Below are 17533 nucleotides of genomic sequence, written 5' to 3'. Positions count from 1 at the left end.
AATGCGTTACTTACCCTGATGCGCCCGTTACCTGAACGTCCGCTATTGTGCAAAAACTACGAAAGTCCGCTTTGTGCCAGAAGCAGACGTTTCTAACGTCTGCATGCTCTAATCCTTGAATAATAGATTTCACTGCATATTAATGCAGACGCCCCGAAGTCATCAGGCGTGTTTCTCAGGGTTGGGACAGGGGAATATGCCGGAAACGGCCCGCCCGCGCAAGAAACGCGCTGAGGGCCTCTGTGGGGGTGCGGCCAAGAGATGTTATGGTAAATCTTAGTGGCTAGCAGTTACAGGACAAACAAGGAGAAGCTATGAAGGTCAGACTCGCAACACCAGTTGAGGCGGAAGAGTGTTGGCACATCAGGAACCAGGCTATTCGCCATGGATGCAAGTGCAGTTACGATGCTGCGGTTATTGACGCGTGGACGCCAGCAGCAATGCCCGAAGGTTACAGGAGAGTTATCGCAGCAAATCCTTTTTTCGTCGTTGATGGTCCTGATAACAGACCGGTGGCGACAGGTTTCTTGGATCTTTCTGCAGGAAGCGTTGAGGCTATTTTCACTTTGCCAGAGCACCTCGGCAAAGGTTTTGGCGGACTGATTATTGATGCTATCAAAGAGGAAGCGCGTAGACAGGGGTTTGAGAAATTAACTTTATCCTCAACGCCTAATGCACAATCTTTCTATGAAAAACATGGATTTACTCTCGTCAAAGAAAGCCTCTATCCATCAGCGCTTACCCAGACGGATCTGCGTTGTATGGATATGGTTAGTAAGTTATAGAAGCAATCCCGCTGTCGCAGGCAAAAGCGATAGCGGTTCGCCGCCGGGATGTTATGTCTAATGTGGCAAACTCCACGGTCGCCATCATTTTAACGTCCGCTTTGTGCCAGAAGCGGACACTGTTTACATCGTGCCAGGGTGATTTATGTGAAGAAGTAAGCGAAAGTAATGCCTTTAGGTAAAAAGGAGTGTCGGATGAACTTAGAAACTGCGCGTTTAAGGCTTGAGCCCTTTCATGACTCACACTATGAAGGCTTAAGGGTAATGGAAACCGATTCCGGCGTGATGCGGTATATCAGCAACGGCATTGTTAAAACACCAGAAGAGACCTGGGAAAGTATCAGGCGTATTCAGGCAAGATGGCAGAAATATGGATTTTCGTGGTGGGCTATTAAAGAGAAGGCGTCCGGTGCCGTGGTTGGGGCAGCATGCCTCCAGTACCTGGCAAACGTTGAAGGTGCCCCCTTAGAGATTGGCTGGCGACTCGTCCCGGAACACAATGGCAAAGGCTATGCAACAGAAGCGGCTAAAGCGATTATTGATTTCGCAGCAGAGCAGATAGGCGCGACCTATTTAGTGGCGGTTGCCGACCCTGAAAATGCGGCTTCTCAACGAGTGATGCAGCGATTAGGCATGACTTACAAAGCAATAGAACAGCATTATGATGTGCCTTGCGTAGTTTATGAACTTAGCATTCAGCCCGCTCAATTATAATGAGAATATGAACACAGGGTCCGCTTTATGCCAGAAGCGGACATTGCTTCTTAAGTCCACAATCAAAATGTGCCACATTAACGGTGATAGAAAAGAAATTTTGGTTAGTAAAACTCATCTTTATGCTGATATCTGTATTCTTGCGTTATCCCTGTGTATCCATATGAAGCAGCTTTACAATCAATAACATGCACATTTGACTGAGGATGTAGGTTACCAATAGCTTGTTCCATAGCGTTGTAAATTGATTTTTGATACGCTGATTTCTGATCTTTGCTACAAGTTTCATCCACGACAGTAACTTCAAGTCTAAACGAATTTTTCCCCCATTCAGCCAGACTCTTGCCATCAATAAACCAGTCATCATTGTCCACATGTCTTACTATGACCATGGTTTCGAAGCTGTTTTTCTTCAATATCTCGCATGTGATTTGAGTAGCTAAAAGTACACACTTTTTGGTTAATTTTTGATCCTTGCAACCAGACAATGTGAGCGTTATTCCAGGCATAATGATTCCTAAATTGTTTGATTCTTAGCTTGATTAATAAACGTGTTGCCGAATTTTTTGAACGATACGAGATGACTAAGATGGCATAATCGAAAACGTGAGGGCAACTTACGTCCGCTTCTCGCTCAAAGCGGACGTTGTGCCGCCAGGCTAACAAGTCTGACAAAATGCTGAAAAGTTAGCTGCAGAACTCCTTATCTCACCATCCAGTCTCACCCTGAATGATTTTCTGCTGAATATTTCTTAACTCATCAAACAGCTCGTCCAGAGTTTTGCTGGGTATGCCCACTGCGAAAATCATCTCTTCAGGTATGCCTGCATTTCAGCTTTCACCGGTCCGATCCGCTTTGATGAGAAGGATGATTACCCTGTGTTCATCCTGACCAATGCTACCTACGCGATTGATGAATCCTCCCAGCTCAACCTGCTTCAGCAGGTGGCTGATTGTATCCTGGCGCTGGCCCAAATCGGACACCATGATACCGCCTTGTTTCAACGGAGTCAGAAGCGTCAGATGCTGCGCAAAGGTCAGTCCGGGCAGTTTCAGGTGCGGCTGATCCAGCTCATGGGATGGGAAATGGTTAACCTCGTCAATGGCCCCCGAAAAGAGAAAAACTGATACAGGGTTTTGGCCGCACAAACCTGCACTTCGCATGCGACAAACAAAATACATCGACAGCAATTAAATTGCGCACAATTTATTTTTGGCTGAGTCTGGAGTTTTCAGCTGTTGCCGCCGATATTCCTCACACTGATATAAAACCGGGAAAAATGATAAAGGTTCGACGCGACTGGCCAAGGTTTGATTAACAGATCATCCGGTTAGCGAAAGGGCTTTTAGCATGCGGGAAACGCAGTCAGACACCCAACAGAATCATTTGCCTGTCGGGGAGGCGCAGCAGCAGGCCTGACTGAACATCGCAATGCCTTTACCCGAATACACACAGCAGCATTACTGCATAACGAGAAAATATGAAAATATCTACCCAACTGATCGCAGGCTTTGGCCTGCTTATCCTCCTGTTTGTTATCTGCACCGGGACTGCATTGCATGCACTGAACCGGGCCCGTACAGGTATGGACGTTATCGTAAACGTCAAAATGAAAAAGTATCAGATTGCAGAAGATATGCTCGGTGAAATAAGACAGATGGCCATCGATGTGAGAACACTGGGACTGCTGACCGATCCTGGCGCAATGAAACCGGTATCAGAGCGCATGAAGGAAACCCAGGCGCAGTTTACTGCCAACCGTCAGGCCCTGGGTAACCTGCTGGAGAAGGACTCACTTCCGGCCGGTCGCACAGCATTTAAAAGGCTGACTGACACGGAAACATCCTTTTTTGCTACCTTCGCCAGGGCCAGCCAGCTCGGTCTGGCCAACCGTGATAAAGAATTTTTTGAGTGTCTCACAAAAGAAGTACAGCCCATTCAGGACACAATGCTGAGTGATCTGCTGGTCGTGACCGGAATACAACAGAAAACCAGTACTTCTGAGGTGGCGAAGAACAGTGCTTCAGTATCGCAGTCATCTCTCATCCTGATGTTACTGGCTGGCGCATCCATTATTGTCAGCGTTGTTGCCTGTGCTGTCGTTATCAGGGTGCTGATGCGCCAGCTGGGTGGTGAACCCGCGCAGGCTCAGGCGCTGGCATCGGCCATTGCGGCAGGTGACCTGACAACTCCAGTGATACTTCGCCAAAACGACTCAACCAGCCTGCTGGCCTCCCTTGACGGCATGCAGGCAAACCTGCGCGGTCTGGTGTCACAAATCAAGGATACCTCTGCCTCCGTTGCGCTGGCCGCCGACGAAATCTCACAGGGTAACACCGAGCTGTCTTCACGCACCGAGCAGCAGGCTGCCGCCCTGCAGGAAACTGCTGCCAGTATGGAGCAGCTTTCAGCCACCGTAAAAAGTAACGCCGCCGGCGCCCGGCAGACGGCTGAGTCGGCACGCGAAACGGCGCAACTGGCCCGCAGCGGTGAGTCTGACGTAAAACATATGTCAGACACCATGCATGATATCTCCGTGAGTGCCACGAAGGTGCGTGACATCACCTCAGTTATCGAGAGCATCGCGTTCCAGACAAACATCCTGGCGCTGAATGCAGCAGTTGAAGCTGCTCGTGCGGGTGAGGAGGGGCGCGGCTTTGCCGTGGTCGCCGGTGAGGTCAGAACGCTGGCGCAGCGCAGCGCTACGGCCGCGAAGGACATCAAGACATTGATTGAGCAGGCCGTTACACAGGTAGAAAGCGGCGTCACGGTGGCATCATCAACCGGACAGAGCATCCTGAAAATTGTGGGTATGGTCGGTGAACTGGCCGAATCGATGGACGAGATTTCCCTGGCCTCCTCTGAGCAGATGCAGGGCATTTCGCAGGTGAGCATTGCCGTGAGCCAGATGGACGGCGTGACGCAGAACAACGCAGCGCTGGTTGAAGAGTCGTCTTCCGCTTCGCAGTCGCTTTCAGAGCAGGCCCATGCCCTGCGAACCATGGTGGGAACATTTAAAGTATGAGTCACGACGCAGACAGCGAGCAGAATTCAGTGGAAATGTATAAGACACTTCACGCCCTGAAGGAGGGCGTGGATTTCATGGTAAACCAGCTGATTCGGGGTAGTTACCTGACGACCTCCACTTTTGCCAACAATCTGGTTCATCTGAACAGGGCCTTTGAACCCGTGCAGGCGCTGATGGCGGTGCCCGGCGTCATGGCCATGCTCCTTCGGGAAGACGTCCTGCTTGCCGCCGACCTGATTGCCACCGGCCGGGCAATTGCAATGATGAATAATTTTCTGGTCTGCGTAATCGGTCAGAAGGCTGAAGGACTGTAGATGGAAACCGGGACAATGGTTTAAGCAGGTTTCCTGCTTGAATCTTCGCTGCGTGTCGTCAGAGTGTGGCCTCATTCACTAATTTCAGATAACGGTAACCCGATATATTTCTGCCGCTCACTACGCAGACGACCTTACGTCCGCTCAGTTCTTTTGCATAAAGAAGGACTGCCGCAATTGCAGGTGCTCCCGAAGGTTCAATGACATGGCTGTGCTGATTAAGCATCAACAGCATCGCTGCTTTGATTCCGGCTTCTGAAACAAGGAGAACACGATCAACGCGGTCGCGTACCAGGGGCCAGGTCATGGCTTCAGGCTCAATATAGCCACTGATGCCTTCGGCGATTGACGGGGATAATTCAACCGGGATCGTTTCGCCAGTCTCTTTCCAGTGTGCAAAGGTCGGGCTGGCTTCACTTTGTATGGCCCACACTTCGGCTGCAGGGTTGATAGCTTTGACGGCCGTCGCAATACCTGACGCCAGCCCGCCGCCGCCAATATTCACGAGAATGACCTCAGCGTCTGCCCAGTCTTCCATTATTTCCAGACCGACGGTGCCGGCTCCGGCTATCATCTGCTCATTATCGTAAGCAGAGACAAATGTTGCACCAGACTCCTCTGCGGCCACAATCGCGGCCTGTCTTGCCTCTTCAATATTTTCAAAAAACGTAACCTGAGCACCATAGCTTTTCATTGTGGAGACCTTAATAGGGTCTGCTGAACAGGGTAGAAATATGGACACCGGTACGCCTGCTGCGTGACCCGCGCAGGCAAGCCCCAGTCCATGATTTCCCGCCGTCGGGGCAATGACACCGGCAATGCGCTGGTCTGCGTCGAGACTGGCCACGACGTTTGCAGCCCCCCTCAGTTTGAAGCTGCCCGTATGCTGAAGATTCTCCATCTTGAGCCTGACCTCTGCTCCGGTAAGAACAGACAGTGCTTGCGAAGGTTCCAGCGGGGTTCTGCAAACCGTTGTTTTGATGCGCGCGGAGGCAGAATAAATCGCCTTGAGCGTGACACTGTCCATTGGTCTTTGAGTGTGGTTTGTCATAATATGTCTTCAGAATTCATATAGGAAAATAACTATATAGGAGATTGGCTATATGGACAATCCTGAGACATCAATGGCTGACCTTTTCCGCGCCCTCGGCAATGAGCACCGGCTCGTGATGGTGGGGTGGCTTTCCGATCCCAGGTCACATTTTCCGGAACAGCAGGATGGCGATCTGGTTGAGGATGGGGTGTGTGTCGGGTTTATCACCGAAAAGATTGGTCTCAGTCAGCCGACCGTGACAGGCCATCTTCAGATTCTGGCTAAGGCCGGTATAGTGACATCGAAACGTATCAAGAACTGGGTGTTCTATAAACTCGACCGTCAGCGGATGGATGAAGCAATCGCAATGCTGTCGGGATATGGGAAGCTTGAGACGGGTTCACATTAACAGGCCATACCCGGGCAGAATATGCATAACGAAGGAAGCAAAACCGGTAAGCATGTACATTTGGTTGATGGTGTCCCCGCCCTTCAGATGGATATAGTAAATCAACATTATCTGTCGTCATCTTATGCAAAAGTGCATTTTAAACTTCAGAACCCCCCCTGGCTGGCAACCATCCTGTAGGTCAGGGGGGGTTCCTTATAGCAGGCATTTACCTGCGTGCCATTCTGCTTTGGGTCAGAAGCGGACGCTGCTAACTTCATGTTAAGTTGAAGTGCGGGAAACAGGTCACCTCGAACAGCCCACAGCGCAAGATGTCTCTTTGCTTCCGGATCGGTTCTCTTTGGCAAAAGATTGAAAGCCTGAGGCTCAGATAACATAAAAAGCAATAGGCAGAAACAATTAAAACATTGGCTGTTTTTGCCGATAGTTCCAGTTAAATTAATCCCGGGTTTCTAATATAATGAAAAAATATTTATCTTTTACTATCCTGAGTATCTCTTTATTAAGTGGCTGCTCAGCCTTTAATTATTCCGCGCCGCTTTATAAAGACCCCGTCGGTGAAAAAAGCAATCTGGCTCGAATCCGTTTTGTTGGGAATGTAACCGGCACATCGATATCGACCAAAGAGAACAGGGAATATCAACAGTTAGTGCCGCATACTTCATTTGGTTATTATAATGACACCCGAGATATTGGTATGCCTAAGATAAGTTATCGCCAGGATGATTATAAGAATTATTATTTTGAAGTGTATGCAAAACCAGGTCAGACTATTTTCCATATTCTCACAGACAATACCGATCAGGGAAGTTGCTCAATGTCAGCGTTAGTTAATCTTGAGGCTGGAAAAGATTACGACGTGAATTTTGATGCCCATGAACAGTTTACTAAATGTGTTTTCCACTTTAGTGAAATTGTAACCGATCCAGCTACAGGAGTGAAAATCCTTAAAGCTACACCGTTTAAAAAGGAGGATTACTTTGCAACTGAATTCAATTAAAGTAATCATTTATACTTTAATGCTGGCTTTATCTTTCGTGCAGGGCTGTATGTCTGGAGGCGTGCGCTCACATAATCTTCCGGAGACATTTTCTGAAAAAAAACCTCTTAGCAGTTGGTTAATTGCTGGAAAAACAACTAAACGGGAAGTCCTGAACCGTTTTGGGCCACCCAATTATCCTGAAAACTTCAGTGAAGCCCTGAGCTGGCATTATATCTGGAGTCAACAAAGCAGACTCGTAATAGTTCCGCTTTCGCCGAAAATACTCGGTCATGAACAAATGCTTACTTTATCTTTTACCGAGGATGGTCATCTGATTAATTATAAACTTGATGAGCAGAGCCCTCATCTTCAGAAAGGTGATGATCCTAAAGGGGTATTTTTTTAAACACCCCAACTAAAGGCGTCTCCATCATAGCAATTGACCTGCTACCCTCTACTTGATGCAACGCGGACTTACTGATGTCCGCTTATCGCTCAAAGCGGACTGACATGCCTCAACAGCTTACCACTGCTTTTACCAGGCTGGACGACGTTGCATGAACTCGTTTCGGGTAATGTCGTCAGCTGACAAGCCGCGCAGCGCTGCGACAGCAGAATTTGATAGTTACAATAGACTAATGCGATTTAATAACAGGCAGGATTAGGCCGGCGAACCGGCCTGAGGCATTATCAGATGGCGCAATAAACGCGCGCTTCACGTGGCGTGTAGATACCAAACGTCACCACGCTCAGTAAGCCATTAACAAACGTCTGCTGCACTTCAACCCGACTCACTTTTTCCGGGCCGCCGCACACCTGCGCCGCATCAATGCTCTTACGCTGACCGATACCTGAAACAAAGAACGGCTGGCTGGTGGTTTTCGTCGCCGCGCCAACCTGATTCTGTTTCATTACGAAAGTCTGCTGCGCACAGCCGGTTAAACTCAGAGCTAATAACGCCGCAACACAAAGCTTGTTCATAAATATCCTTATCTAAAGAAATGAAAAAAATAAATGCTGAGTGTAATCATCACTCAGCCAGCAATCAGGTTATCGGCAGCGAAAGCGGAAACATGAGAAAGATTTTTAAGTACGCCTGACGGATACGCTTTGTTGAATAGTACAGCAATAAAAAAAGCCCCTGCACAGCAGGAGCTTTTTATGTTTACCGCAGCGTTTCCGCTTAGCGAGTCAAAGCGCCGAAGAATTCTTTGACGCCATCGAGAAGGCTTTTGAATGCCTGTTCTTTTCGCCCGCCGCACCACCAAAGCTCTATCCCAGCTCACGCAGCAGCGACTTATGCTTCTCGCTCATAGCGGTCCCTGGCCTGCCGTCAGTCCGCTTTGTGCGAGAAGCGGACATCGCTCCCGCAACATTATTAGTTAATCACAGCGGACATCGCCGTTTTCTATGAGGTCTATGCGTTTTCTGAACGTCAGCTAGAGGCAAACGTAATGACTGGTAAGAGAGTTACTGACGTAGCGGTGAATCATCAACGCTGGCGGGTCATTTGCAGGAGGGGCGTTAACTGTTCCAAACCAGACAGGATTTGCCGGGCAGACGGAGCCACAAATGTAGGCAGGTATGCCCGCAAACGTACCAGCTATTGATCTGTGGACATGGCCTGTAGAAATGGCGAGTAATCTGGCCGGGGCGCGTCTAATCAAATCTTCCATCTCAGATAGACCTCTGCACATTGTTTCGTCCAGCGTTGGTATGCCAGATGCAAATACGTGATGGTGCAGGAACAGTAATGACGGAGGGCTGTCTGTGTCGCTAAGTTGATTATCCAGCCATTTCAGATGGTCAGTCACACTGCCGTAATCTTTATAATCAATCGTCGAATCCAGACCAATCAGACGAATACCACCCATGTTATGGGTAAAGTGCAGGGCTTCTTCCTGGGCATCGTACGCCCACCTGTTCTCATCCCAAACAGAACGCATCAGACTTCGGTCGTCTGAATTACCTGGCAGGATCAAAGAAGGGTAATTTTGCTGATTCAGGCGGTCAGCTATGTGTTTATAACCTTCCTGCCAATGCCCATCCGTAAGATCGCCAGTAATTATCAGTACGTCCGGTTGCAAATGCGTAAGCCAATTTAGTACCTGGTCGAACCGCAACAGATGATCATTTTCGGTTGATGCGTGAATATCTGAAACCTGTGCTATCAGCATAAAGACCTCATACGATTACTGTTGAGAACAAGGCGGTTATTGATGGCCATGAATCCGGTTTTAAATTTCATGTTTTTAACCACTATGACAGCAATGGATAGATTAATTAAGATCAGTAATTCAATGGTTATGGTGAATCAGGCTGGCAGCAAAGACGGTCGGAAATTCACAATGAATCGTTAAGTTCAATTCCGACTGCTCATAGCGAATGTTAGCAGGGATGTGTAAGGCCTGCTCTTCGCCCATAGCAGACCTCGCACGATCCCAATATCCGCTTTGCCCCTGAAGCGAGCTTTGCACCCGTAACAACGTATACTGATATCAGGCATAACAAATCTGTCTGCGTTCCAGATACGCAGGCTTCACAAGATTCACTTCTTCAGGCTCAAAAGCTGGTCAGAATGGAGCATTTCAATGGCTTTTCAGAGTCCCGCCCAGAACTACACCGAAACGCGCCTGAACCTGGGCGATCTGGTGCATCTGTCGCCATATTCCACCTATCTGATGCGCAGCGAATGCAACTGTCCGGCAGCCGGAATTGTTAAAGGGTCCGTGCTGGCGATCGATCGGGCGCTGACGCCAGTACACGGCCAGCTTATCGTTGCGGAGTTCGACGGGGAGCTGACGCTGAGACGCCTGCTGCTCAATCCGGTTCCCGCCCTGCAGGCGCTGGACGCGGACGAGACGGTCACGCTGCTTGATGTGAACCAGACGCTTCCCGTGTGGGGTGTTGTAGCATACGCCCTCACGGATGTCGCAGGCGTGGGGTTCAACGGCCCGGCAGGAGAATAGCCATGTTTGCGCTGGCCGATGCCAATAACTTTTACGCCTCCTGTGAAACCGTATTCAGGCCCGACCTGCGCGGTAAACCCATTGTCGTGGTGTCGAACAACGACGGCTGCGTCATCGCGCGTTCAGCGGAGGCAAAGCGCATGGGCATCAAAATGGCCGCGCCGCTGTTTAAAAATGAGCGCTTCTTCCGGGAGAACGGCGTGCACGTATTCAGCTCCAACTATGAACTTTACGGCGACATGTCGGCACGCATGATGGCCATCCTGGGCGAGATGGCCGCAGGACAGGAAGTCTATTCCATCGATGAGTCATTTCTGGACGTTACCGGCATTGGCAATCTAATCCCGCTTGAGACGTTCGGACAGCAGATGCGCGAGCGCATCCGGCGCGAAACCGGGCTGATCATTGGCGTGGGATTCGCGCCGACTAAAACGCTGGCCAAACTTGCCAACCACGCGGCGAAGAAGTGGACACAGACGAACGGCGTCGTGGACCTGTCAGACAGAAACCGGCAGCGAAAACTGCTGCACCTGACCGATGTCAGTGATATCTGGGGGATTGGTCATCGCATAAGTAAGCGCCTGAATCAGCTGGGCATAACTACCGCCCTGCAGCTGGCGGACAGCAACGTCAGCATGATACGAAAAAGCTTCGATGTGATTGTCGAGCGCACGGCACGTGAACTGAATGGCGAGTCCTGCCTTGCCCTTGAGGATGCGCCGCCACCGAAGCAGCAGATAGTGGTAAGCCGAAGCTTTGGCCAGCGAATTACACAACCGGAAGAGATGCAGCAGGCCATCGTGACGTATGCCACGCGGGCGGCGGAAAAACTCAGGGAGCAAGACTCGCGCTGCCGCCATATCAGCGTCTCAGTCGCCACCGGCAGGCAAAGCGATGCGCCGCAGTATTCGAATACGGCATCCTGTCTCTGCGACTATCCGACCAATGATACGCGGGACATTATTGAATCAGCGCTTCGTGGTCTTGGCACGGTCTGGCGGGAGGGCTTCCGGTATGCCAAAGCAGGGGTGATGCTGGGGGATTTTTACCCGTCAGGCATGACGCAGTTCGACCTGTTCAGCGAGCAGCAGCCGCGCGCGAACGCAGACGCGTTAATGGCTGCCCTGGACGGTATTAATCGCTCAGGTAAAGTAAAAGTCTGGTTTGCGGGGCAGGGAGATCGCGACAGTTCATGGCAGATGAAACGTGAAATGCTGTCGCCTCGTTACACCACGAGATTAAAAGATATCCCGGTCATAAAGTGAGCGCACCACGATTACGGCCAGTCAGCCTGCCGTGAACGCACCTGCTCGCAGAGGGCACGTCTGAACATCTCAATCGTCCACATCCAGAGAATATGCCCCAGGGTTTCCGACACGACTTCCGCTACCGGCAGGTGCCATAACGCGGGTGCCCAGCCGTTGATCGGCAGAATCACGCCGTGAAAGGCCAGCGTGATAACGATGGCGAACGCGACGCCCTGCCCCAGGGTGATAGCAGGAACGATCTCTGCGAGTGCGCAATAAAGCAGCGCGAAGAAAATCGAGAACAGGTGATGTACACCGGCAACGCCCCAGTTCACTACATGACCGGAGTAATGATAAACCATGCTGCTGACATTGAACCCCATATCCTGCAGCATCTCAGCTGGTGGGATTGCCCTGTCAGGCGTTCTGGGCGGCAGGGGATTTTCGGTTCCCCACTTAACAAAACTGGCGACATTACCGCCGCAAAACCCCGCCCACAGCGCCAGACCATAACGCCGGTCGGCGGGGGACGTGAGATGTAAGAACCCTTTCATAGAAAACGCCCCCTGCTGAGTCTGATAAAAACGTGCCTACTGCCCGTAATAGGCATTCGCCCCATGCTTTCTGAGAAAGTGCTTGTCCAGCAACGGCTGCTGCATCCGGGTGATGTCGGGGGAGAGCTGACGGGAGAAAATCCCCATATAGGCAATCTCCTCCAGCACCACTGCATTGTGCACTGCGCTGTCGGCGTCTTTGCCCCAGGCAAACGGTCCGTGAGCGTTTACCAGTACGGCGGGAATGGAGGCCGGACTGATCCCCCGCGAACGGAAGGTTTCAATAATCACTTCGCCTGTATTGTGTTCATAATCCTGAGCGATCTCGGCTTCGGTCATTAGTCGGGTACAGGGGATTGTGCCGTAAAAGTAGTCGGCATGGGTGGTGCCCCAGGCGGGGATGTCCTGACCCGCCTGCGCCCAGATGGTGGCGTGGCGCGAATGGGTATGCACAATACCGCCGATATCCTCAAAGGCGCGGTAGAGCGCCAGGTGCGTGGCGGTATCCGATGAGGGCTTTTTGCTGCCTTCCACCACGCGTCCGCCTTCCAGTTCCACGACGACAATGTCGTCCACCGTCATACCGTCGTACTCCACGCCAGACGGTTTAATGGCGATCAGTCCCTGCACGCGATCAACGGCGCTGACGTTGCCCCAGGTAAACGTCACCAGCTTATGGCGCGGCAGTGCCAGGTTAGCGGCCAGCACCTGCTCTTTCATTGCTTTTATGCTCATATCAAACCTCCTTCCTGCATTTTCTGTTCAATCCAGCGCCGGGCGAGAACGATTTCGGCAACCGGTTCTTCGGCTTTCTCCGTCCACATTTCAATCAGGAACGACCCGCGATAGTTCAGTGCTTTGAGGGTGCGGAATACGCCGACAAAGTCCACGCAGCCCTGACCAAAGGGCACATCACGAAACTGTCCGGGTGAGCTTGCGGTCACGGGTTGCGTATCTTTCAGATGAATAGCGGCGATGCGGTCAATGCCGAGAGTCAGTTCTGCGGTCACATCGTTGCCCCAGGCGCTGAGATTGCCGACATCCGGATAGACGGAAAACCACGGTGAAGCCTGCTGCTGCTCCCAGACCTTCCATTTGCTGATCGCATTCATAAACTCGGTGTCCATGATCTCAACTGCCAGCATCACCTGGGCTGCCGCGGCCCGCTGAACTGCGCGCGACAGCCCTTCCGCAAAGCGCGCCACGGTACTTTCATCGTGGGGTTCGTAATAGACGTCGTAACCCGCAAGCTGAATCGTGCGGATCCCGACATCCTTTGCCAGCTGAATAGCCCGATCGATCAGATCGTCTGCGCGCTGGCGAATGGCCGGATCGTGACTGCCAAAGGGAAAACGGCGATGTCCCGACAGGCACATGGAGGGAATGGTGACGCCGGTTTCAATCGTGGCGTTCACCAGCGACATGCGCTGCTCTTTACTCCAGTTCAGGCGCGCCAGGCGTGCGTCGGTTTCATCCACCGACATTTCCACAAAATCGAAACCACAGGCTTTTGCCAGCGCCAGTCGCTCAGGCCAGGTGAGGTTAGCGGGCAGGGCTTTCTCGTAAATTCCTAACGGATGCTGGTGTTTCATACGGTTCCCCAGATGCTGGCAATGGCCTGATGAAATTCTGCTGCGCGCTGGATGCCGCTGGCGGGATCGCTGAGGGCGCGTCCGGCGATAAACGCCTTAACGTCAACGTCTTTGAATTGTGAGAGGTCCTGCGGCGTAATCCCGCCGGTGATAGAGAGGGCGAAACCCATATCTGACAAGGCCTTCATGGTGTCCAGATCGTGCTGATTCCACTGCTGCCCGCTGGCCTGCGCATCCCGGCCACGGTGATAAATAGCCTGTTTCAGCCCCAGCTGCCGCCATTGGCGGGCATCTTCCAGCGTCCAGTTGCCAAACAGTTCGATCTGAATATCCCCCTCGTGCTGCTGCGCGACGTCCAGCGCACTGGCAAAGGTCGCCAGCGGGGCGGCACAGATCACCGTCATCCAGCTTGCGCCCGCCGTAAAAGCCATGTCGGCCAGCGTGCCGCCGGCATCCGCCACTTTGTAGTCAGCCACCAGCGTTTTCTCGGGATGCTGGTGGCGCAGACGACGCACGGCTTCCACCCCGCAGCTCAGGCACAGCAGGGTACCGGCTTCAATGATATCCACATGCGTGTGAAGCTGTTGGGCGGTGCTCAGCGCCGCATCCAGCTCGGTGTGATCCAGCGCCAGCTGGAGTAAGGGCAGGCTCATGAGGTGGCTCCTTGTGCGTCACTCAGGACGCGGATCAGATGCTGATAACGCTGATACTTCTGCTGATAACGGGCATGTCTGGTGCTGTCTGGCTGCCAGGTCACGATATCCGGCGCAAGAGCCTGCTGCGCCTGATGCAGCGAGGCGTAAGCGCCGGTGCCGGTAAGCGCCACCAGTGCCGCCCCCAGACAGCCGCTTTCGCTGATCTGTGGCACTTCAACCGTCAGGCCGCTGGCATCGGCGAACATCTGCATCCAGGGCGCAGAGCGCGTGGGGCCACCGCTCAGACGCAGGGCGGTGACCTCGGGAAAGCGTTGCAGAATGCGGTTCAGATGCGTCAGGTGAGAAAACACCACACCTTCATAGATGGCCTGCACCAGATGGGCGCGCGTATGACCCGCCTGCAGGCCAAAGAAGCTGCCGTGCAGATCGGCGCCTGCGTTGGTGCCGTATAAGAAGGGCAGAAACAGCAGCGCGGTGCTGGCGGGTTCCAGATCGGTGACCCACTGATTCAGCAGGCGATAGTCGCTGATGCCCCACAGTTCACAGAACCACTCCAGGTTGGCCGCCGAGGTCGGGCTGGCTTCATGGATCAGATACTGGCCTTCGATGGCATAGCGGCCATAAACGTAGGGATAGTCCGCTTCATCGCTGATGCAGTCGGTAATGCCGCTGGTCACAGACCAGGTACCCATCACCGCGTTCAGACGCGTTGCGTCATTCAACCCCGCACACAGGGCAGTGGACATCACGTCAAACAGACCACCGACTACGGGCGTGCCGGGCAGCAAACCGCAAGCGGCAGCAGCCTGCGCGGTCACATAGCCGGCAATCTGCGTCGAGCCGATGATTGGGGGCAGTGCAGGCACGATTTCGCTGATATCCAGCCTCTCTGCCAGCGCGGGCGACCAGTCGGCAGCCTGCATGTCGTAAAGATTGGATTCGGAGATATTGGTTTCTTCGCAGGCCAGCTCACCGGTCAGACAGAAACGCAGATAGTCGTGGGCCATCAGCACGCTGCCAATTGCGGCATAGCGCTGCGGCTGATGCAGCTTCAGCCAGCGCAGGAGTGAAACCGGATGGCCGGTCCACAGCGTCTGTCGGGTCAGCGGGTAAAGCTGCTGTGGCATGCCTTCCCGCTGCCACTGCTGCACCAGGCTCAGGGCGCGACGATCGGATGATAAAATGCCATTTCCCAGCGGGTTACGATCTTTATCCAGCAGGAACAGCCCTTTGCCCTGCGCAGAGATGCCTAACCCTGTGACGTCGGCGGCATCCAGACCGCTGCTGGTCAGCACCTCGCGAATCACTGCCGCCGCCTGTTGCCACAGTAGCGCCATATCACGTTCGGCATAACCCGGCTCTGGCACGAGCACCGGCAGGTTTTGCCGCGCCACGGCCAGCTCGCGACCCTGCATATCGTACAATCCGGCTTTAATGAAGGTGCCGCCGCAATCCAGTCCCAGCCAGTGTTTCATAAGGCCTCCCGTCTGGCAGAGTCACAACGGGCAGGCAGCGTCATGGCCAGCACCGCAGCCAGCGCCAGCGAAATAGCCAGGCTGTAAACCCCGGCATCTTTGCTGTAAAACGCAATCAGCATGCCGACCATATAAGGCCCGCAGAAGCCGCCCAGGTTGCCCAGCGCGTTGATCAGACCACGCGCTCCGCCTGCGACCTCGGCATTGAACAGGCGCGGCGGAATACTCCAGAACACGCCCGCCGCAGACTGAATAAAGACGCCACAGCCTACCAGCGCGGCATAGGACCACCAGATATGCGCTTTCAGCAACACGGAGAGCGCCATGCACAGCGCAAAGCCAGCCAGCGGCAGCGCCACAAACAGCTTGCGCCGTCCGGTCGCATCCGACAGAACCGAAAACAGAAACATGCCAAAGATCGCGCCAACGTAAGGAAGAATGGCCAGCATACCGACCTGTTCGACATTGCCGTGCGTCAGCTCTTTCAGGATGGTCGGCAGCCACAGGGTGTAGCCGTAAATGCCCGTCTGGTAGAAGAAATTCACCAGGATCAGCCGCCACATCACGGGCTCGCGCATGACCCGACGCAGAGAGGCATTTCGCACGTTCTGCCCTTTGATCATCAGCTGCTCGTTATGCAGCGTCGTGATGAGGTACTGCTTCTCAGCGGGAGAGATCCAGTTCGCTTCCTGCGGCCGGTTACTGATGGTGAAATGCCACAGCGCCATGACCACCAGCGATAAAGCGCCTTCCACGTAAAACAGCATGCGCCAGTCCCAGTGGGTAATGATCCAGCCGGAGAGCGGCGCGGTAATGATCCCGGCGATGGGTACAAACATGATCACAATGGCATTGGCCCGGCCGCGCTCGGCATCCGGGAACCAGTTGCCAATCATGGTCAGCACCACTGGCAGCATGCCGCCTTCGGCGATACCCAACGCGAAGCGCAGCGCCAGCAGCTGATACTGACTGGTGGCCAGACCGGTGAGCATCGAGATGATCGCCCAGGCCAGCAGCGACCAGCCGATAAAACGTTTGCCGTTGCCATAGACGGCCAGCTTGCCGCCCGGCACCTGCAGGAACAGATAACCAATGAAGAAAATGCCGCCCGCCAGTCCGGCCATGGAGGCGCTGATACCCAGTTCGGCATCCATGCCACCTGGCATGGCAAAGGCAATATTGACCCGATCCATATAAGAAATGATGCAGGTGATGAGGATGGGCGGAATGATCCGTAACCAGCGCAGGGAAGGGATCTTCTCACGATTAACGGCGGTCGATGTCAGACTCATGGCGTCCTCCTTGCCTGAACCAGGTCGCGGGTGGGGATCTTAATCACCACTTTGCGAATCGGCCCCGGCGTACCCACCGCGCAGTTCGGGCGATGAATATCCTGCGGAAAAAACACGGCGAAGGTGCCTGGCAGCATGCGCACCAGGGTCTCCTCCGGCGCGTGCTGGTAGAAGATGATGTCGCGTTCGCTGTCGTAAGGCTGATGCACCGGTAAATCCAGCGGCTGCGTGACAACGCCGATCACTTCTTCGCCAGCCACCAGATACTGCACATCGATATGCAGGCGATGCGCTTCCGGGAAGTTCTCCTCCAGCCTGGCGGTGTGCAGATCCAGCACCTGCAGGGTCCAGCCCGTTTCGCTGTCCTGATAGCGTCCCGCCGCCATGTTGGTCAGATCGTGGCGATGGAGGCAGGCGAGCGCCTGTGCTATCGCCGGGGGATAGTGACGCGGGTCGGTGTTCGCAATATGTCCGGTGATCAT

The 17533-nt window shown here is 53.3% G+C and carries 21 protein-coding genes; 10 read left to right on the top strand and 11 right to left on the bottom strand.

Annotated elements, in window-relative coordinates:
• Positions 1-314: 314 nt before the first annotated feature.
• Complete coding sequence (locus PU624_RS00485) at positions 315-785, top strand: GNAT family N-acetyltransferase (RefSeq protein ID WP_235765159.1); 471 nt, start codon at positions 315-317, stop codon at positions 783-785.
• 195 nt (positions 786-980) lie between these two features.
• Positions 981-1499, top strand: coding sequence for a GNAT family N-acetyltransferase (locus tag PU624_RS00480; protein ID WP_283544927.1), 519 nt, complete (start codon positions 981-983; stop codon positions 1497-1499).
• Positions 1500-1603: 104 nt separating this feature from the next.
• Here PU624_RS00480 and PU624_RS00475 read toward each other — a convergent pair whose 3' ends face one another.
• The gene (locus PU624_RS00475; RefSeq protein WP_283544926.1) at positions 1604-2008 is read right to left on the bottom strand and encodes a tautomerase family protein; all 405 of its coding nucleotides are present in this window, start codon (positions 2006-2008) and stop codon (positions 1604-1606) included.
• Positions 2009-2378: 370 nt separating this feature from the next.
• Here PU624_RS00475 and PU624_RS00470 point away from each other — a divergent pair, with 370 nt between their 5' ends.
• The 3 genes from PU624_RS00470 (at position 2379) to PU624_RS00460 (ending at position 4842) form a co-directional block, all read left to right on the top strand.
• Positions 2379-2627, top strand: coding sequence for a hypothetical protein (locus PU624_RS00470; protein WP_283544925.1), 249 nt, complete (start codon positions 2379-2381; stop codon positions 2625-2627).
• A gap of 353 nt (positions 2628-2980) precedes the next feature.
• Positions 2981-4525: a methyl-accepting chemotaxis protein gene (locus PU624_RS00465; protein ID WP_283544924.1), complete on the top strand. Its 1545-nt coding sequence runs from the start codon at positions 2981-2983 to the stop codon at positions 4523-4525.
• Positions 4522-4842: a hypothetical protein gene (locus PU624_RS00460; protein WP_283544923.1), complete on the top strand. Its 321-nt coding sequence runs from the start codon at positions 4522-4524 to the stop codon at positions 4840-4842. The genes PU624_RS00465 and PU624_RS00460 overlap by 4 nt, the downstream gene beginning before the upstream one ends.
• 58 nt (positions 4843-4900) lie before the next feature.
• Here PU624_RS00460 and PU624_RS00455 read toward each other — a convergent pair whose 3' ends face one another.
• The gene (locus PU624_RS00455; protein ID WP_283544922.1) at positions 4901-5893 is read right to left on the bottom strand and encodes a threonine ammonia-lyase; all 993 of its coding nucleotides are present in this window, start codon (positions 5891-5893) and stop codon (positions 4901-4903) included.
• A gap of 52 nt (positions 5894-5945) precedes the next feature.
• On the opposite strand from PU624_RS00455, the gene PU624_RS00450 reads away from it, so the two are divergent.
• The 3 genes from PU624_RS00450 (at position 5946) to PU624_RS00440 (ending at position 7672) form a co-directional block, all read left to right on the top strand.
• Positions 5946-6284: an ArsR/SmtB family transcription factor gene (locus PU624_RS00450; RefSeq protein ID WP_283544921.1), complete on the top strand. Its 339-nt coding sequence runs from the start codon at positions 5946-5948 to the stop codon at positions 6282-6284.
• A gap of 460 nt (positions 6285-6744) precedes the next feature.
• Positions 6745-7284, top strand: a complete 540-nt coding sequence (locus PU624_RS00445; RefSeq protein WP_283544920.1) for a hypothetical protein — start codon at positions 6745-6747, stop codon at positions 7282-7284.
• Complete coding sequence (locus tag PU624_RS00440; RefSeq protein ID WP_283544919.1) at positions 7265-7672, top strand: hypothetical protein; 408 nt, start codon at positions 7265-7267, stop codon at positions 7670-7672. Before PU624_RS00445 ends, PU624_RS00440 begins: the two co-directional genes overlap by 20 nt.
• Before the next feature lie 284 nt (positions 7673-7956).
• Here PU624_RS00440 and PU624_RS00435 read toward each other — a convergent pair whose 3' ends face one another.
• Both PU624_RS00435 and PU624_RS00430 read right to left on the bottom strand, forming a co-directional pair.
• Complete coding sequence (locus PU624_RS00435; RefSeq protein WP_136198939.1) at positions 7957-8247, bottom strand: Bor family protein; 291 nt, start codon at positions 8245-8247, stop codon at positions 7957-7959.
• A gap of 458 nt (positions 8248-8705) precedes the next feature.
• Positions 8706-9443, bottom strand: a complete 738-nt coding sequence (locus PU624_RS00430; RefSeq protein WP_283544918.1) for a metallophosphoesterase — start codon at positions 9441-9443, stop codon at positions 8706-8708.
• Between the two features lie 414 nt (positions 9444-9857).
• On the opposite strand from PU624_RS00430, the gene PU624_RS00425 reads away from it, so the two are divergent.
• A complete protein-coding gene (locus PU624_RS00425; RefSeq protein WP_283544917.1) occupies positions 9858-10235 on the top strand; it encodes a S24 family peptidase in 378 nt (125 codons plus the stop codon).
• Between the two features lie 2 nt (positions 10236-10237).
• Positions 10238-11500: a translesion error-prone DNA polymerase V subunit UmuC gene (gene umuC / locus PU624_RS00420; protein WP_283544916.1), complete on the top strand. Its 1263-nt coding sequence runs from the start codon at positions 10238-10240 to the stop codon at positions 11498-11500.
• 11 nt (positions 11501-11511) lie between these two features.
• Here umuC and PU624_RS00415 read toward each other — a convergent pair whose 3' ends face one another.
• Genes PU624_RS00415 through PU624_RS00385 form a run of 7 tightly spaced genes read right to left on the bottom strand, consistent with a single transcriptional unit; the run spans position 11512 to position 17533 of the window.
• Positions 11512-12036, bottom strand: coding sequence for a YagU family protein (locus tag PU624_RS00415; protein ID WP_283544915.1), 525 nt, complete (start codon positions 12034-12036; stop codon positions 11512-11514).
• A gap of 36 nt (positions 12037-12072) precedes the next feature.
• On the bottom strand, positions 12073-12771 hold the full coding sequence (gene araD / locus PU624_RS00410) for an L-ribulose-5-phosphate 4-epimerase (protein WP_283544914.1): 699 nt from the start codon (positions 12769-12771) through the stop codon (positions 12073-12075).
• Entirely contained in the window at positions 12768-13628 is an 861-nt protein-coding gene (locus PU624_RS00405; protein WP_283544913.1) for an L-ribulose-5-phosphate 3-epimerase, read from the bottom strand. The genes araD and PU624_RS00405 overlap by 4 nt, the downstream gene beginning before the upstream one ends.
• The gene (gene ulaD, locus PU624_RS00400; RefSeq protein WP_283544912.1) at positions 13625-14281 is read right to left on the bottom strand and encodes a 3-keto-L-gulonate-6-phosphate decarboxylase UlaD; all 657 of its coding nucleotides are present in this window, start codon (positions 14279-14281) and stop codon (positions 13625-13627) included. The genes PU624_RS00405 and ulaD overlap by 4 nt, the downstream gene beginning before the upstream one ends.
• Positions 14278-15759, bottom strand: coding sequence for an FGGY-family carbohydrate kinase (locus tag PU624_RS00395; RefSeq protein WP_283544911.1), 1482 nt, complete (start codon positions 15757-15759; stop codon positions 14278-14280). Before PU624_RS00395 ends, ulaD begins: the two co-directional genes overlap by 4 nt.
• Positions 15756-17051: an MFS transporter gene (locus PU624_RS00390; protein WP_283544910.1), complete on the bottom strand. Its 1296-nt coding sequence runs from the start codon at positions 17049-17051 to the stop codon at positions 15756-15758. Before PU624_RS00390 ends, PU624_RS00395 begins: the two co-directional genes overlap by 4 nt.
• A complete protein-coding gene (locus PU624_RS00385) occupies positions 17048-17533 on the bottom strand; it encodes a NanQ anomerase/TabA/YiaL family protein (RefSeq protein ID WP_283545169.1) in 486 nt (161 codons plus the stop codon). Before PU624_RS00385 ends, PU624_RS00390 begins: the two co-directional genes overlap by 4 nt.

This window comes from Pantoea sp. Lij88 (assembly GCF_030062155.1).
GTDB lineage: Bacteria > Pseudomonadota > Gammaproteobacteria > Enterobacterales > Enterobacteriaceae > Pantoea.
This window is presented reverse-complemented; position numbering and strand designations above follow the sequence as displayed.

Excerpts from the sequence above, each read along its gene's own strand:
- PU624_RS00465 (WP_283544924.1), top strand. The coding sequence starts at position 2,981 with ATGAAAATATCTACCCAACTGATCGCAGGCTTTGGCCTGCTTATCCTC.
- PU624_RS00450 (WP_283544921.1), top strand. The coding sequence starts at position 5,946 with ATGGACAATCCTGAGACATCAATGGCTGACCTTTTCCGCGCCCTCGGC.
- PU624_RS00485 (WP_235765159.1), top strand. The coding sequence starts at position 315 with ATGAAGGTCAGACTCGCAACACCAGTTGAGGCGGAAGAGTGTTGGCAC.
- araD (WP_283544914.1), bottom strand. The coding sequence starts at position 12,771 with ATGAGCATAAAAGCAATGAAAGAGCAGGTGCTGGCCGCTAACCTGGCA.
- PU624_RS00425 (WP_283544917.1), top strand. The coding sequence starts at position 9,858 with ATGGCTTTTCAGAGTCCCGCCCAGAACTACACCGAAACGCGCCTGAAC.
- PU624_RS00385 (WP_283545169.1), bottom strand. The coding sequence starts at position 17,533 with ATGATCACCGGACATATTGCGAACACCGACCCGCGTCACTATCCCCCG.
- PU624_RS00395 (WP_283544911.1), bottom strand. The coding sequence starts at position 15,759 with ATGAAACACTGGCTGGGACTGGATTGCGGCGGCACCTTCATTAAAGCC.
- PU624_RS00390 (WP_283544910.1), bottom strand. The coding sequence starts at position 17,051 with ATGAGTCTGACATCGACCGCCGTTAATCGTGAGAAGATCCCTTCCCTG.
- ulaD (WP_283544912.1), bottom strand. The coding sequence starts at position 14,281 with ATGAGCCTGCCCTTACTCCAGCTGGCGCTGGATCACACCGAGCTGGAT.
- PU624_RS00435 (WP_136198939.1), bottom strand. The coding sequence starts at position 8,247 with ATGAACAAGCTTTGTGTTGCGGCGTTATTAGCTCTGAGTTTAACCGGC.
- PU624_RS00475 (WP_283544926.1), bottom strand. The coding sequence starts at position 2,008 with ATGCCTGGAATAACGCTCACATTGTCTGGTTGCAAGGATCAAAAATTA.
- PU624_RS00480 (WP_283544927.1), top strand. The coding sequence starts at position 981 with ATGAACTTAGAAACTGCGCGTTTAAGGCTTGAGCCCTTTCATGACTCA.
- PU624_RS00460 (WP_283544923.1), top strand. The coding sequence starts at position 4,522 with ATGAGTCACGACGCAGACAGCGAGCAGAATTCAGTGGAAATGTATAAG.
- PU624_RS00415 (WP_283544915.1), bottom strand. The coding sequence starts at position 12,036 with ATGAAAGGGTTCTTACATCTCACGTCCCCCGCCGACCGGCGTTATGGT.
- PU624_RS00405 (WP_283544913.1), bottom strand. The coding sequence starts at position 13,628 with ATGAAACACCAGCATCCGTTAGGAATTTACGAGAAAGCCCTGCCCGCT.
- PU624_RS00430 (WP_283544918.1), bottom strand. The coding sequence starts at position 9,443 with ATGCTGATAGCACAGGTTTCAGATATTCACGCATCAACCGAAAATGAT.
- PU624_RS00445 (WP_283544920.1), top strand. The coding sequence starts at position 6,745 with ATGAAAAAATATTTATCTTTTACTATCCTGAGTATCTCTTTATTAAGT.
- PU624_RS00455 (WP_283544922.1), bottom strand. The coding sequence starts at position 5,893 with ATGACAAACCACACTCAAAGACCAATGGACAGTGTCACGCTCAAGGCG.
- umuC (WP_283544916.1), top strand. The coding sequence starts at position 10,238 with ATGTTTGCGCTGGCCGATGCCAATAACTTTTACGCCTCCTGTGAAACC.